Origin of the sequence: Streptococcus sp. oral taxon 056 str. F0418 (assembly GCF_000220065.1) — a bacterium.
Taxonomy (GTDB): Bacteria; Bacillota; Bacilli; order Lactobacillales; family Streptococcaceae; genus Streptococcus.
In genome coordinates, this window is the sequence record NZ_AFQU01000001.1 from 1,155,332 (window position 1) to 1,170,049 (window position 14,718).

Consider the following 14,718-nt stretch of genomic DNA (forward strand, 5'->3'; position numbering starts at 1 on the left):
ATCACCAGCCAGCGCCTAAAGACGCTGGCTTTCACTTTGTTCAAGCCTCATTGCTCTTGACTCGTCACAAACCTCTCAAAGAGGTATTTGCATTACTTACCACTATCCCTAAAGGGATCCTCATATTCTTTTACACTCAATTTATCCAACGCTATATCATGCTTTTCCTGATCTTGGATATATTTCTTAATTGTGGCTTCATTAAGTCCTACTGTACTCACGTAATAACCTTCCGCCCAGAAATGTCGGTTCCCAAATTTATACTTGAGATTGGCGTGTTTATCAAACATCATAAGTGCACTTTTACCTTTTAAATAACCCATGAAACTTGCAACGCTGATTCTTGGCGGAATACTCACCAACATATGTACATGATCCGGCATCAAGTGACCCTCGATAATTTCAACACCTTTATAACTACATAATCGGTGGAAGATTTCACCCAAACTGTTTCGATATTGATTATAGATAGCTTTTCGTCTATACTTAGGTGTAAACACAATGTGATAGAACACATCCACTTTGTGTGTGATAAACTATGTGCCTTTTGCGCCATATTTTTCTCCTTTCGCTTTACAATCGGCTTGAACACTTTTATTGTATCGCGTTTGGAGTTTTTTTGGTATAACCTTTGATGCGCACCCGCATAGCGGGTGGTTTATTTGTCTCGCACCTTACGGAGCCAGACAGACTAAAAGTCACAAAAAATAAAACACCCCAAAAGTTAGATTTTTCTGTCTAACTTTTGGGGTGCAGGTCAATTTGAGATTCTTTTTTATATTTTATTCATCTGAGTTATTTTCTTCCATCTTTGATTTAATCTCATCATAAGAAAGAGCATGAGAATCTTCGTCTTCATCGAAATGTTCTTCAGATATCTTCCCTGTTTCATAAATTGACTTAATTTGGTTACTATCTAGTGTTTCGTATTTCAGGAGTGCCTCTGCAATTAATTTGTGTGTTTCCCTATTCGCCTGAATAATCTCCGCCGCTTTATTGCGAGCTTCATTTAAGATATCTCTAACTTCAGCATCAATTTCATATGCAGTTTGCTCAGAAATAGCTTTTGGAGGATTATAGGCACCAGAAATAATTGCATGATTTCCCTCATATTGAACAGGACCTAATTTTTCACTCATTCCATACTCTGTAACCATGCTACGTGCCATCTGCGTTGCTTGCTCAAAGTCATTGGATGCACCTGTTGTCTGAACATTAAAGATGATTTCTTCTGCAACACGACCACCCATTAAACCAGCTAATTGTTCTTTCATATCTTCTTTAGATAGAAGCATTTGATCTTCCTTAGGCAAGGCAATCATATATCCTCCAGCACGACCACGAGGTACGATGGTTACCTTGTGTACGACACGCGCATTTGAAAGAACTAAACCAACAATTGTATGACCTGCTTCATGATACGCAACGATCTGGCGGTCACGTTCTGAAACAGTCTTGTCTTTTTTAGACGGTCCAGCGATAACTCTATCTTCAGCTTCATCGATATCAGAAGCATCAATTACTTTCTTATTTCGACGAGCCGCTACCAAGGCTGCTTCGTTTAGGACATTCTCAAGATCTGCACCAACAAAGCCTGGTGTTTGTTGTGCTACTAATTTCAAATCAACATCTTCTGCTAAAGGTTTGTTTTTTGCGTGAACTCGTAAAATAGCCTCACGTCCTTTAACATCAGGACGACCGACTAGGACTTTTCTATCAAAACGTCCAGGACGAAGAAGAGCAGGATCCAGTACATCTGAACGGTTTGTTGCAGCAATAACAATAATACCTTCATTTCCTTCAAAACCATCCATCTCAATAAGAAGTTGGTTTAAAGTTTGCTCACGTTCATCATTTCCTCCGCCAAGTCCAACGCCACGTTGGCGACCGACCGCATCAATTTCATCAATAAAGATAATTGCTGGTGCCGCCTTTTTTGCATCTTCAAATAATGAACGAACTCGACTAGCACCAACACCAACAAACATTTCAACAAAATCTGAACCAGAAATACTAAAGAATGGTACCCCCGCCTCTCCTGCAACTGCTTTGGCTAAAAGGGTTTTACCTGTCCCTGGAGGTCCTTCAAGAAGAACGCCTGCAGGAATACGAGCTCCCAATTTAGTATAGCGTTTAGGATCCTTCAAAAATTCAACAACTTCAACTAGCTCTTGCTTTTCTTCTTCAGCGCCTGCAACATCTGAAAAGCGGACTTTAATGTCTTCTTTATTAGTGGCTCTAGCTTTATTGCGTCCAAAGTTCATTGCTCCGCGTGCGCCGTTACCCCCACCTTGATTCATCATTGAAAAAAAGAGGAAACCAACAAAAACAAGTGGTAAAATAGAAATGATAAGGTTCAACCACATTCCGTTTGAACTTTCATGTTTAACGCTAATTTCTGTTTTATTTTTAGAAGCCAATTGTTGTAATTCAGAAATGGTAGAATCTGATGGCAAAATGATACTGGTAAATTTATTAATGGTTAATACAGGGGTAAAAAACTGTATACTTGTTTTATTTTTATTTTTTAGATTTTTTATAGGTACCAGAAACTTCAAGAACACTGCCATTTGGCTGATAACTAATTTCTTTAACATTTCCATTTTCGATTTCTTTAACTAATTCTGTATAATTGATTGGTTGGTTTTGATTCGCAGAATTTCCAGCCATTAAATATTGGAAACCTGTTACAAGTGCAACTACAACCAAAACATACAGTAGCGGATTTTTTACGAATCCATTATTTTGTTTATTTTTCATTTATATATAGTAATTCCTTATTTTGTATATACTTCTTCTTTCAACACACCGACATATGGGATATTCCGATAATTTTCATTGTAGTCCAAGCCATAACCGACTACAAACTCATTAGGGATGGTGAAACATGTATAATCTGCTTCAATTTCTACAACACGACCCTCAGGTTTATCCAATAATGTTGCGATTTTCACAGATGCGACATTCCTATCTTTAAACATATCACGAAGATTTTTTAATGTTTGACCTGTATCAATAATGTCTTCGATAAACAGAACATGACGGCCAGAAACATCTTGATCCACATCTTTTTTTATGTTAATCACTCCACTGCTAGAAGTTCCACCATGATAGCTAGAAACAACCATAAAATCTAATTCTACATGTGTATCAATATGTTTGATCAATTCAGCCATAAAAGGAACTGAACCTTTTAAAACACCTACCAAAATAGGGTTTTTATCTTGATAATCCTTTGTTAGTTGAGCACCTAACTTTTTAGCTGCGTCAACTATTTCATCGTGTGAAATCATCACTTTTTTTATGTCTTTTTCTAGCATAATGTCACCTGTCTATTTTTTTAATATAAAGAACATCTTTCATTATATCATGTTTCAAATACTTACTCAAATCACTAGTTACGATTCCTGCGATTGCTAAAATTTCATCTTTTTGTTCTACAATAATAGCTTGTTTTCTTTCCCGTAGTGAATATTTATTATCAATAAAATAGCGACGTATTTTCTTATGATGACCATTTAACAACATTTTATCGCCAGCTTGCCTATACCGAAGCAAAATATCTGTTTCTCGTGAAACGATAATTTCTTGATCAGCTCCATTTGGAATTTTTTTCCCAAATGAAAAATAATAATTTCCAAATTCAAGAACTTCTCCAAATTGTAACAAAATAGTATCAGATTTTAAATCAGACTTGGGACTGATTTTCTGAATTTTAAAGGTTTGGTAATCCTGAATAAGCTCATATTGATTTTTAAGATAATAATGATGGTTCACTTTTGTATTTAAAATATGTAATACTTCATCAAATTGAATCTTACTGAGTTGCAAATCAGAAAACTGAGAAAGATATTGTTGCAACAAAAAATTCTGAACAAAAGGGCTCTGCTTTCTAAAAATTTGTATATTTGTAGTATCTATATCTCTTGTTAATTCAAAAAGCGCTTTTTGAAGTTGATCTATTTCCGAGCCTAGACTGATCAACGCTTGATTTAATTGTGGATTTTCCTTTTTTAAAAGAGGGAGATAGTTATTTCTTACACGATTTCTAAAATAGATGCTTTCTTGATTTGTGACATCTTCAAAATGAAAAATATTAGGGAAGTCTGATTTTGAAAAGGGTAATAATGGCCTTATTAATTCTCCACTACCAAACGGTTGTCTGTCTTGAATACCAGATACATATCGCAAACGACTACCTCGAAGAATACGCATAAAAATTGTTTCTGCTTGGTCATCTGCATGGTGGGCAGTCACAAGGGCTGAACAATTTTCTTCTTGCATTATTTTTCTAAAAAATTGATAACGAAAATCACGAGCTGCTTTTTCAGAAAATACTCCAGAAAAACTTGATGTAACAATCTTTACACCAAGTTTTTTAGCAATTTTTTCCAATTCTTTTTCTTCATATTCAGATTCTAAACGCTGTTTGTGATTAACATGGGCTAAAACAAGCTCTATCTGTAGCTCACTTTGACTATCATATAGTAAATCTAATAAGGTCATAGAATCAAGGCCACCAGAAATGGCTAGTAATACTTTTTTGTGATTTTGAAAATAGCCTTGTTCTTTACAGTGCTTTAGAAATTGCTGTTTCATCATTTCAGCACCTCGTAAATATCATTGGCAATTTTTGAAATAGTTTCATAATCAGAATGATTCGTAAATATAGATAATATGAATGGAGAATTCGCATATACGATTGCAACATCATGTTTAAAATCGTACGCATCCCCAATTTTATGGGCGACTTTCACAGGAATATCTTTTGAAATACGCTGATTATCAAAATTAGTCTGTGACAAGGAATCAATGATAGCTCCATTTTGTTGGTAGATTGCTTCCATGACATTCCCAGCCATTTTAGCAGAAGCATTTCTTTCTTCAACATCCCATTTTTCACCTGCAATGTTAGCAATCTTAGAACGATAAGTTTTATTTGATTTTCCGGTAATATAATACCCTAAAATATTGGTCGCAGCATTGTCAGACTCTTGAGAGATATGATTGATAAGATCCTGAACACTATATTCTTTATTATCAGCTTCTTTAGGTAAGGTGCCGCTACCCTCCGTATCATATGCTCCAGAATAATCATTGACATCTTGAATATATTTTAGACCTTGAGATAAAGAAAATTTTCCTTTATTTATCTGTTCCTGTGCATAATAAAGGAGTGGCAATTTTGTAATACTTGCGGAATACATCTTCAAATTAGGGTTTATTCCAGCAGTTTGCCCTGTATTTAATTGTTTAACATAGATAGAATAATCTGTTTGATTATATCGATCATTCAGTATCTCTTGTACTTTTTCCATTCGATTATCCTTATCAAATAAATAATCTACTTGGACCCAACCATTATTTTCAATTTTGGCGTATCGAGCTTTTGGAGTTGTTGCAATCTGGGTAATTTTCACAGGAGAAAAAGCTGATAAATTTGAACTTTGTTTTTTTACGCTATTTACATAAGCCTTTTCATAGATGGAAAATCCTGGTTTCAACCAAACAGTTTGATTAGTATCTTCTGTATATAAAACCGAATCTTCATATATTGTACGTTTATCAGCGACTACAAATTGGCCATTTGCCAATTTAAACAGAGGAAGTCCTTTGTCGTTGATAACTATTTCTGAAATTTCAAATGGCTGATTCGGCGATAATTTTCCTGCAACCTTGTCTAAATTCCTAGTAGAAAAAGTAAGAGTCTCCTCATAAACATTTGGATTGGTAGGAATAATGTGATAATAATTGCCATAATTTGTATCAACCAGCTCATATAGCTGATCTGATGTCAACAATATGTCCCGTTCTGTACTAATAACAATGCTACTACAGAAAAAAGCTGGCAGTAACAACAAGGCTAGTATTTTTCGCATTAATCCTTCCTTTCTATATTTTTTTCCTGTCTTAGAGCTTGATTTTTTTGTAAAAGCTCTTCTAATTTCTCATCCGAGAAAGCTAAAAATTTCTCAACTGTTTTTACAATATTCTCCATAATTATTGTGGTAACAAATCCGGGATATTATAGATTGTCTCTCCTTCTTTCGCGTAAAAATACTTAGAACGAGCATACTTAGCGGCGTAATCATCATCTTTTAGGCGCTTAGCCAAATTAGCTTGATAATCTCTTTCTTTACTCAATTCATCGTATTTTTTTTGAAGTTCAACTAGTTTTTCACGTCGTTCTAGTAAGGTTTGGTAGGACTGTACCAGATTATACGTTGGCAAAATGAATAATAGAATGACTAAAATCAAAACCCATCCCATAAAACGATTTTTTTTGCGACGTTCTGCTTCCAAGTAGCGACGACGTTGTGCTTCATCTTGAATATATTGATTATTTAATTGAACAATATTTCTAGGCATCTTCTTTTATCCTTGTCTCACTAACAATTTCATACATCTGTGCAGCGTCTTCTTTCTTTGTGCTATCCTTCATTTCTAAAACTTTAACAGTTAATAATTTATTCCCAAAACGGATTTCCACAAGATCATCTACCTTTAAGTCTGTTGAGCTCTTTGCTAAAATTCCATTTACCTTAATTCTTCCTTTGTCGGCAACTTCTTTTGCTACTGTTCGTCTCTTTATAATTCGTGAAACTTTTAAATATTTATCTAATCGCAAATTTACCACCTCAATTCTCTAATATTCTACCATGTTTTAATAAAAATGAAAAAGTAAATTTTCTTTAATTATCCTTTCTCTGTTTTATTTCAACGAGCTTTTCTCCAAATTGAATCAGATTTTCCAAAATTTCATAGTCTTTTTTCTGGCGAACATCGAAAATAACTTCAATAAATCCATCACTTTCACCAATACGGGCTCTCAAATTCGTAGCTGATAATGCTTCAAAATAATCTTGAGTCAAAAAGATCTGTTTAGATATGGTTTCAAATCTAATAACAACCATCTGTTGCTTGCGTTCCACTAATGATACAAAAGCTTTGTCAAAATAAGATTTTGCTAAACCGATTTCTAATAAATAAGCTACAACACCAGGGTATTCGCCAAAACGATCTATTAACTCTTCCTGTAAATCTTCATAGTTTACACGACTGTCAATCTCTCGGATTCGTTTGTAAATTTCAATTTTTTGCCTTTCATCTGAAATATAGTCTCCCGGTAAATAAGCATCTATTTGTAAATTAATTTCTGCATTGCTTTTTTGACGCTTTTGTTCTTTACCCTGCTTCTTCAAAATCGCCTCTTCCAATAGTTGAGAATACATCTCAAAACCTACCGAATCTATAAAACCTGATTGAGAAGCTCCAAGTATATCACCTGCACCGCGAATAGATAAATCTCGCATTGCAATTTTAAAACCTGATCCTAACTCTGTAAAACCTTTGATTGCTTCTAAACGTTTTTCGGCTACTTCCGTTAAGATTTTTTCAGGACGATACATAAAATAAGCATATGCTACTCTATTACTGCGTCCAACACGCCCACGAAGTTGATACAGAGTTGACAAGCCCATATGATCAGCATTTTCTATAAATAAAGTATTTGCATTTGGAATATCTACTCCTGTTTCGATAATTGTCGTTGTTACCAAAACATCATATTCTCCATTAATAAAATCAATTAAAGTATTCTCCAAACGGATTTCACTCATTTGGCCATGCACGAAACCAATATTTGCTTCTGGAATTAACTCTCTTAACTCTGATACCTTTTCCTCAATTGTGTCAACTTTGTTGTAAAGATGGTAAACTTGTCCTCCACGATCCAATTCTCGTAAAACAGCATCTCGGATTATCATTTGGTTTGTTTCTAAAACATAAGTTTGCACTGGATAACGATTTGTTGGAGGCGTTTCAATAACTGATAAATCTCGAATACCGAGCATGGACATATGTAGAGTCCTCGGAATAGGAGTAGCTGTCAATGTCAGTACATCAACTTTCTTTTTAAGCTCCTTCAACTTTTCCTTATGTTTGACACCAAAACGCTGTTCCTCATCGATCACAAGTAGCCCCAAATCAGAAAAAACTACATCTGCTGATAAAAGGCGGTGGGTCCCGATGATAATATCAATCTGTCCTTTTTCCAACTTTTCAAGCGTTTCTTTTTGCTCCGCTTTAGTCCTAAAACGACTTAAAACATCAACATTAACAGCAAAATTAGTAAATCGTTCTTTAAAGTTTGTGTAATGTTGTTGAGCTAGAACTGTTGTTGGAACTAAAATTGCTACCTGTTTATTATCGTTGACAGCTTTAAAAGCTGCTCGCATGGCTACCTCAGTCTTGCCAAAACCGACATCTCCCACCAACAGCCGATCCATCGGTTTTTGACTTTCCATATCTTTTTTTATTTCTGTGATACTTCTTAGTTGATCATCAGTTTCTACATAAGGAAAGTCATTATCAAATTCAGCTTGGTGCTCATCATCATTTGAAAATGCGAAGCCTTTTAATTGACTTCTTTCTGCATACAATTTGATCAAATCATCTGCAATATCTTCAACTTGATGTTGAACTTTTTGTTTTACCTTTTGAAAACGGCCATCATTTAATTTACTTATCTTTGGAATTTTACCATCACTAGCTACATATTTTGATAGAAGTTGAATTTGATCAACAGGTATAGATACTCGATCTGAATTTTGATATTGAATCGTTATATAATCTCTATGAATTCCTGAAATTTCGATTGTTTCAATACCTAAATATCGCCCAATACCATGAATATGATGAACAACATAGTCGCCTTTTTCTAACTCATTATAATCTTTCAAACGTTCAGCATTCGAAATATTTTGACGTCTTACTCGTCTTTTCACTTTCTTTTGAAAAATCTCATATTCTGTAATCAGCACGAGCTTTTCATCGACAAAATTGAATCCTTGGTTTAAATTTCCTTGAATGAGTTGAGTAACATTTTTATGAATATTTTTATCATTTACATAGTCTATTTGAATATCATATTCTTGTAAATTTTTATGTAAAGCTTGTAAACTTGATAATGATGAGGCCTGTAGAACAATTGTTGCTCCAGCTTTTTTATATCGTTCAATTTCATCTTTTAGTAAAGAAAATTGACTAAAAAATTCCTGCATAGGGTATTGATTAAATTGATATATATAATCAAATTTTAAATTCCCTAAACCTTTATGAAAGTTAGAAAAGAAAGTTGCCGGCTTGTAATTTCTAAAATTTTGATAAGAACTAACAAAATAATGTTGATTTGAAAAAGCTTTACTATTTTGTAAACCTTCTGTCAAAATAGCTGCTGTTTCTAAATCAAATTGAGCATTCCGCTCCATTATTTTTTGAAAATCATCAAAGAAAATAGGAGTATGTTTTGGAAGATAATCTAAAATAGTCCACTCTTTTTCATAAAAACAAGACAAAAATTTGCGAATATCTGGATGAAGTTGGCGATTTTTTATATCTACTAAAATCTCTTCTAAATAAGCTTTTAAAATGCTATCCTGATTTACTTTTATAATTTCTTCTATATTGTGTTGAGCTCTTAGATAATCTGCTTCATTTAATAATATATCACTTGCAGGTTTAACAAGGATACGTTCAAGATTTTCAATAGACATCTGAGTTTCTGTATCAAAAATACGAATTCCATCAATTTCATCTCCAAAAAATTCCAATCGATACGGATAATCAGCATCTTTATCAAAAACATCTAGAATATCTCCTCTTAAACTGAATTCCCCTTGACTTAGAACTTGAGATTCTTTTTTATATCCAAGTCTCATTAATACGTTTACAACATTGTCAATATTATATTCGTTTCCTATTTTCAATTCTAAAATTGAGTTTTTAAAATTTTTAGGTTCAGGTAAAAAAAGACGACTAGCTGATAAATTCGATACAAGAATACCAGAAGCATGCTCATTCAAAAGAAAGCTTAAAGCTTCAAGTCGTGTATAAATTTTTTCTTGAGAAGAAAATAAGAACTCTGCCATAGGGGCATCATCAGCTAAAAAACTATAAACCTTTTCTTCTCCCATGAGTGAAATTAAATCACTTGATAATTTTTCTGCCTCACTATAACTTGACGTTATGATAAGAATTTTTTGATGTTCTTCAGAAGCTGAGGATATAGAAAGTGCTTTGGTAGAACCAGACAATCCCATCAATAATTGTCGAGTTTCTTTATTTAAATTCTTTTTCCAATCAGCTATTTGTTTATTTTCGCTAAATAAATGTATCATGTTTATTTTTCTATCCATTATACTGTTGCATTGTTTGTTCAAAATTTCTATACTGTAAATAATGATTGACAGATTTGTCAACTTTATCAATCGTATTTAAAATCGTTATATAGTCATCTTTCTCAAATTTACCCAAAACATGATGTACTACTGTTTTTCCATTTCTGGGTCTTCCTATTCCAATTTTAATTCTCTTAAATTCTTGCGTTCCAATATGTTTAATGATGGACTTTATCCCATTATGGCCGCCTGCTGAACCTTTTGCACGTAAACGAATCTTACCAACTTCCATATCTAAATCATCATAGATAACTAAAAGATCTTCTACATCTAACCCATAGTATGTTAGAAGAGCATGTACTGCTTTACCACTTTCGTTCATAAAAGTACTAGGTTTGACAAAGTAAACTTTTTCTCCGCTTATAAAGGTTGAAGCGACTTCAGCTTGAAATATCTTATCAGTTGTAAACTTTAAGTTTAAATCTTTACAAATTTTGTCAATCAACATAAAACCAACATTATGCTTCGTTTCAAAATATTTATCACCAGGATTTCCTAATCCTACTATTAGTTTTGTCATTTTTCCCCTTTCAAAACTCAAAAGGGTTGGAAATGTTTTTCCAACCTACTATCTATTCAGTTCATAGCTTTTTATACATTAAATCTGAATTCCATAATATCGCCATCTTGAACGACATATTCTTTACCTTCTTCGCGCAAACGACCGGCTTCCTTAACTGCTTTCTCACTACCATAATGAACCAGATCATCATAAGACATGGTCACCGCACGAATGAAGCCTTTTTCAAAATCTGAGTGGATAATACCTGCCGCTTGAGGGGCTTTCATTCCACGCTTAAAAGTCCAAGCACGAACTTCTTTTTCACCAGCTGTAAAGTAGGTTCCAAGTCCTAAGAGATGATAGGCTGCTCTAGTCAATTTATCCACACCAGATTCTGTCAAGCCGATAGCTTCCAAAAATTCTGATTTATCTTCATCATCCAATTCAGATATTTCTTCTTCAGCACGCGCTGAAATGACAACAACTTCAGCATTTTCTGTAGCAGCAAAAGTACGAATCTGTTTCACATAGTCAATATTATCAGGATCTGCCACTTCGTCTTCACCAACATTAGCCACATAGAGAACTGGCTTAGTAGTTAAAAGAAAGAGTCCTTTGACGATTTTTTGCTCTTCTTCTGTGAATTCAATCGTACGAGCTGATAGACCATCTTCCAAAACTGGCTTGATTTTCTGTAACACATTAAATTCCGCTACTGAATCCTTATCTTTTTGGGTTCTTGCCATCTTCTCTACACGTGCATAGCGTTTATTGATACTTTCTAAGTCAGCTAAGATTAATTCTAGATTAATGGTCTCAATATCTGCCATTGGATCTACAAAATCTGATTCACGCCCCTGTTCTCTCATAACATTTTCATCATCAAAAGCACGAACAACATGTACGATAGCATCCACTTCACGGATATTGGCTAAGAATTTATTTCCCAGACCTTCTCCTCTTGATGCACCTTTAACAATCCCTGCTATATCTGTAAATTCAAAAGTTGTTGGAACTTTTTTCTGTGGTTTGATGAGTTCTGTTAATTTATCTAAACGTTCATCTGGAACTTCTACTCGTCCAACATTTGGATCGATTGTCGCAAAAGGATAATTAGCAGCTTCTGCTCCTGCTTTTGTAATTGCATTAAATAAAGTTGATTTGCCGACATTAGGTAAACCGACAATTCCTGCTGTTAAAGCCATTTAGCTCTTCCTTTCATCTTTTCAATTCAAACCATTATACCATAAAAAATCTTAGTCTGTAGAGGTAAACATACAAAAAAACACTCAATCAAGTTGAGTGTTACGACTCCGGCAGTAGGACTCGAACCTACGACATCATGATTAACAGTCATGCGCTACTACCAACTGAGCTATGCCGGATTATATAGTCCGTACGGGATTCGAACCCGTGTTACCGCCGTGAAAAGGCGGTGTCTTAACCCCTTGACCAACGGACCATATATGCCTCACAAGAAGACATATTTTATTATACCAGTTTATTTCACTTTGTCAATAGTTTTCTTTGTTTTATTAATACCTATTTTGAGAGAAAATTCTTTTTAGATTACAAATCTATTAGGAGTCATTTCAAGATGAATAATCTGAACTTGAAATTTGTCCTTCTTGTTTTTTCTTCTCCTTATTTTTAGTTTTTAAAATTTCTTTCAAATAGCGGACACGTAAGCGAGAAATAGGTGAACGATGTCCATCATAATATAAGACTTCCTTCGTTTTTTTATCATAGCCGTTGATATTTCTAATATTTGATAAATAAGATTTATGAGGCGAAAAGAAATTCCCATGCTCCAAATCTTGCTCTTGAATTTCTGCAATTGTACCATAGAACTCTTTGAGAAAATTTTTTCCAACGATTCTTAATTTATAAGGTCCTCCCGCTGTTTCAATATATAAAATATCTCTAAAAGGAATTCGAATATCACTTCCTCTAAAACTATATTCAAAAAAGTCTACAATTTCTGTATTTTCAATTAAGTTGTTTCGTGTGTAGTGAATACAATCCTTAACTCTTTTTTTGAAAGATGTATCATTTATATCTTTATCTATAAAATCTAAAGCAGATACTTTATATTTAAATGTTAGTGTAGCAAATTCTGAGTGACTTGTTACAAAAACAATAATCGCATAAGGATTGTGTTGGCGAATGAATTGCGCCATTTCTAAACCTTTTTGTTCTTCTCCTTTGATATCAATATCTAAAAAATAGAGTTGATTCACTTCATCAGATTCTACATATTCCTTAAATTCACTAATTTTGCCAGTTACCTTGGCTTTGATTTCAATATTCATTTCCTTTGAAATCTCATCCAATGTATTTTCCATTCGTACTTGATGTTCAATGGTATCTTCTAATACTAAGACTCTCATAATATTTCCTTTCGTTTAAATATCAAAACTTGTGTAAAACTATTCGATGTGATATCAGTTTCAAGAATGATATCCTCATATTTACTAATAATTTCCTTAACATTACTTAAACCTAATCCACGGTTTTTCCCTTTTGTTGAAAATCCCATTTCATAAATTTCTTCTATGTTCATATGGCGACTTTGACGAGAATTTTGAATCACAAAAATAATTTCGTTTTCTAAGTTGACTAATGATATATTTATTGATTTTGATGTACTTTCAGCAGCACCTTCTACTGCATTATTAAGCAAAACGCTAGCTACTCGCACGAGATCTAAAAGATTCATTGGTAATCTTTCAATTTCATCTTTTACCTCAAATAAAATCTCTATTTCATGTTCACGTGCTTTAAAAATAGTTTGAATCATCACGCTTCTTAAGGCAGTATCTTTAACATTATTCAATTCAAAAAAAGTATAATCATCTGATCGTAGTGATAGATTAGCTTTTTTGAGAACATTATGAAAAATATTCTCAACTTCTTTCATATCACCAGTATTAATTCCTGTTTGTAAACTAATCAACATACTAGCATAATCATGCCGAAAACCTCGAATTTCATTATAAAGCTGTACAATTTCGTCTGTATAAAGCTGTAATTGACGCTGCTCTTTTTCTTTTTGCTTAATTTCTTTTATTTTTTCATATCGTTCCCTAACGGACTTTAAATAAAAGAGACTTGATAAAAATAAAATAAAACAAATAGTCGCAATCATACTAGCAAAGCTATTTAAATGTGCAACTTCGCTTAGAATATGAGAAATATTCAATAAAATATGGATTATTATATAAGATTTTGTAATTGAATTTATTTCTCTTATAAAATAGATTTTTTTAAAATAATTAAATTGAAATTCAAAGAAATCAATATACTTTAAGGTAATAAATAAAGACAAACTGTTTATTACTACATAATATGATCCCCAATATTGATCAACAAAATTATTTCCTGTTACAGAGGAAATAATAACAGAAAAAAAGGTTTCAGATGATAATATAGAAAGATATATAAAAAACGCTAAAAACATGCATAAAAATTTATCATATAACCGTTTTTTATAAAAGAAGATATATAATATAATTGGTTGTAAGAAGAGTAATAGATAATGAAAAGCATGATTTAAAATATAGCCATAACTTGGTAAAAAAAGATAAAATTGTACTGGCAATAAATTTATAAATACTATTCCTAAAAAATAAAAATAAATATTATTTTTATCTTTTTCACATTACAAATCTTTTTATATACAACAATAAACGAAATAACTCTTACTATTAAAGCTATTAGAGCAAATAATCTCTCTAAATTCATCATTCTAATTTTCTATCTCCCAAATAGTTTCCAGAACCAACTTACTGTTTCTCCTCTTCTAGTTGCATAAAATGTTTTGTGATTCCCCCCAACAACTTTCTGGAGTTCATTTTCTTTAAGAACTTGATACTTTTTAAATTCTTGAGGCAATACATTTTGTTGGTTTTTCTTTTTCATAAATAAAATCTCCTAATAAATAATAATTTTCGTAAGTTGAACTTACAAGAATTATTA

At 32.9% G+C, this 14,718-nt stretch carries 11 protein-coding genes, 2 tRNA genes and 3 pseudogenes; all 16 read right to left on the minus strand.

What is annotated here, in order from left to right; genetic code table 11:
* Nucleotides 1-92 precede the first annotated feature (92 nt).
* Nucleotides 93-556 (minus strand): annotated as a pseudogene (tnpA, locus tag HMPREF9182_RS05775) (IS200/IS605 family transposase).
* A gap of 226 nt (nt 557-782) precedes the next feature.
* Nucleotides 783-2,760: pseudogene (gene ftsH, locus HMPREF9182_RS05785) on the minus strand (ATP-dependent zinc metalloprotease FtsH).
* A gap of 17 nt (nt 2,761-2,777) precedes the next feature.
* Nucleotides 2,778-3,320: a hypoxanthine phosphoribosyltransferase gene (gene hpt, locus HMPREF9182_RS05790; RefSeq protein WP_009443458.1), complete on the minus strand. Its 543-nt coding sequence runs from the start codon at nt 3,318-3,320 to the stop codon at nt 2,778-2,780.
* 4 nt (nt 3,321-3,324) lie between these two features.
* Nucleotides 3,325-4,602 carry a tRNA lysidine(34) synthetase TilS gene (gene tilS, locus HMPREF9182_RS05795; RefSeq protein ID WP_009754673.1) on the minus strand — a complete coding sequence of 426 codons (1,278 nt, stop codon included), beginning with the start codon at nt 4,600-4,602 and terminating at the stop codon, nt 3,325-3,327.
* Nucleotides 4,599-5,879, minus strand: coding sequence for a serine hydrolase (locus tag HMPREF9182_RS05800; protein ID WP_009754492.1), 1,281 nt, complete (start codon nt 5,877-5,879; stop codon nt 4,599-4,601). Before HMPREF9182_RS05800 ends, tilS begins: the two co-directional genes overlap by 4 nt.
* Nucleotides 5,879-5,998, minus strand: a complete 120-nt coding sequence (locus tag HMPREF9182_RS05805; RefSeq protein WP_009443491.1) for an SP_0009 family protein — start codon at nt 5,996-5,998, stop codon at nt 5,879-5,881. The genes HMPREF9182_RS05800 and HMPREF9182_RS05805 overlap by 1 nt, the downstream gene beginning before the upstream one ends.
* A gap of 2 nt (nt 5,999-6,000) precedes the next feature.
* Nucleotides 6,001-6,369: a septum formation initiator family protein gene (locus HMPREF9182_RS05810; RefSeq protein ID WP_009443968.1), complete on the minus strand. Its 369-nt coding sequence runs from the start codon at nt 6,367-6,369 to the stop codon at nt 6,001-6,003.
* Complete coding sequence (locus tag HMPREF9182_RS05815) at nt 6,362-6,628, minus strand: RNA-binding S4 domain-containing protein (protein WP_009443206.1); 267 nt, start codon at nt 6,626-6,628, stop codon at nt 6,362-6,364. Before HMPREF9182_RS05815 ends, HMPREF9182_RS05810 begins: the two co-directional genes overlap by 8 nt.
* A gap of 64 nt (nt 6,629-6,692) precedes the next feature.
* Complete coding sequence (gene mfd / locus HMPREF9182_RS05820; protein WP_037602745.1) at nt 6,693-10,196, minus strand: transcription-repair coupling factor; 3,504 nt, start codon at nt 10,194-10,196, stop codon at nt 6,693-6,695.
* Nucleotides 10,189-10,758, minus strand: coding sequence for an aminoacyl-tRNA hydrolase (gene pth, locus HMPREF9182_RS05825; protein WP_009443637.1), 570 nt, complete (start codon nt 10,756-10,758; stop codon nt 10,189-10,191). Before pth ends, mfd begins: the two co-directional genes overlap by 8 nt.
* Nucleotides 10,759-10,829: 71 nt before the next feature.
* The gene (gene ychF / locus HMPREF9182_RS05830; protein ID WP_009443096.1) at nt 10,830-11,945 is read right to left on the minus strand and encodes a redox-regulated ATPase YchF; all 1,116 of its coding nucleotides are present in this window, start codon (nt 11,943-11,945) and stop codon (nt 10,830-10,832) included.
* Between the two features lie 106 nt (nt 11,946-12,051).
* Nucleotides 12,052-12,125 (minus strand) — tRNA-Asn (locus tag HMPREF9182_RS05835).
* A gap of 5 nt (nt 12,126-12,130) precedes the next feature.
* A tRNA-Glu gene (locus HMPREF9182_RS05840) sits at nt 12,131-12,202 on the minus strand.
* A 130-nt stretch (nt 12,203-12,332) separates the two neighbouring features.
* Nucleotides 12,333-13,130 (minus strand): competence system response regulator transcription factor ComE, encoded by a 798-nt coding sequence (gene comE / locus HMPREF9182_RS05845; RefSeq protein ID WP_009443967.1) that lies wholly within the window; start codon nt 13,128-13,130, stop codon nt 12,333-12,335.
* Nucleotides 13,127-14,484 (minus strand): annotated as a pseudogene (gene comD, locus HMPREF9182_RS05850) (competence system sensor histidine kinase ComD). Before comD ends, comE begins: the two are co-directional and overlap by 4 nt.
* A gap of 12 nt (nt 14,485-14,496) precedes the next feature.
* Nucleotides 14,497-14,661: a COMC family protein gene (locus HMPREF9182_RS10775; RefSeq protein ID WP_009754772.1), complete on the minus strand. Its 165-nt coding sequence runs from the start codon at nt 14,659-14,661 to the stop codon at nt 14,497-14,499.
* Between the last annotated feature and the right edge of the window lie 57 nt (nt 14,662-14,718).

Bases quoted from the DNA above. Each gene is read 5' to 3' on its own strand.
- ychF (WP_009443096.1), bottom strand. From the start codon at position 11,945: ATGGCTTTAACAGCAGGAATTGTCGGTTTACCTAATGTCGGCAAATCA.
- tilS (WP_009754673.1), bottom strand. From the start codon at position 4,602: ATGATGAAACAGCAATTTCTAAAGCACTGTAAAGAACAAGGCTATTTT.
- HMPREF9182_RS05810 (WP_009443968.1), bottom strand. From the start codon at position 6,369: ATGCCTAGAAATATTGTTCAATTAAATAATCAATATATTCAAGATGAA.
- pth (WP_009443637.1), bottom strand. From the start codon at position 10,758: ATGACAAAACTAATAGTAGGATTAGGAAATCCTGGTGATAAATATTTT.
- HMPREF9182_RS05805 (WP_009443491.1), bottom strand. From the start codon at position 5,998: ATGGAGAATATTGTAAAAACAGTTGAGAAATTTTTAGCTTTCTCGGAT.
- mfd (WP_037602745.1), bottom strand. From the start codon at position 10,196: ATGGATAGAAAAATAAACATGATACATTTATTTAGCGAAAATAAACAA.
- HMPREF9182_RS05800 (WP_009754492.1), bottom strand. From the start codon at position 5,879: ATGCGAAAAATACTAGCCTTGTTGTTACTGCCAGCTTTTTTCTGTAGT.
- hpt (WP_009443458.1), bottom strand. From the start codon at position 3,320: ATGCTAGAAAAAGACATAAAAAAAGTGATGATTTCACACGATGAAATA.
- HMPREF9182_RS10775 (WP_009754772.1), bottom strand. From the start codon at position 14,661: ATGAAAAAGAAAAACCAACAAAATGTATTGCCTCAAGAATTTAAAAAG.
- comE (WP_009443967.1), bottom strand. From the start codon at position 13,130: ATGAGAGTCTTAGTATTAGAAGATACCATTGAACATCAAGTACGAATG.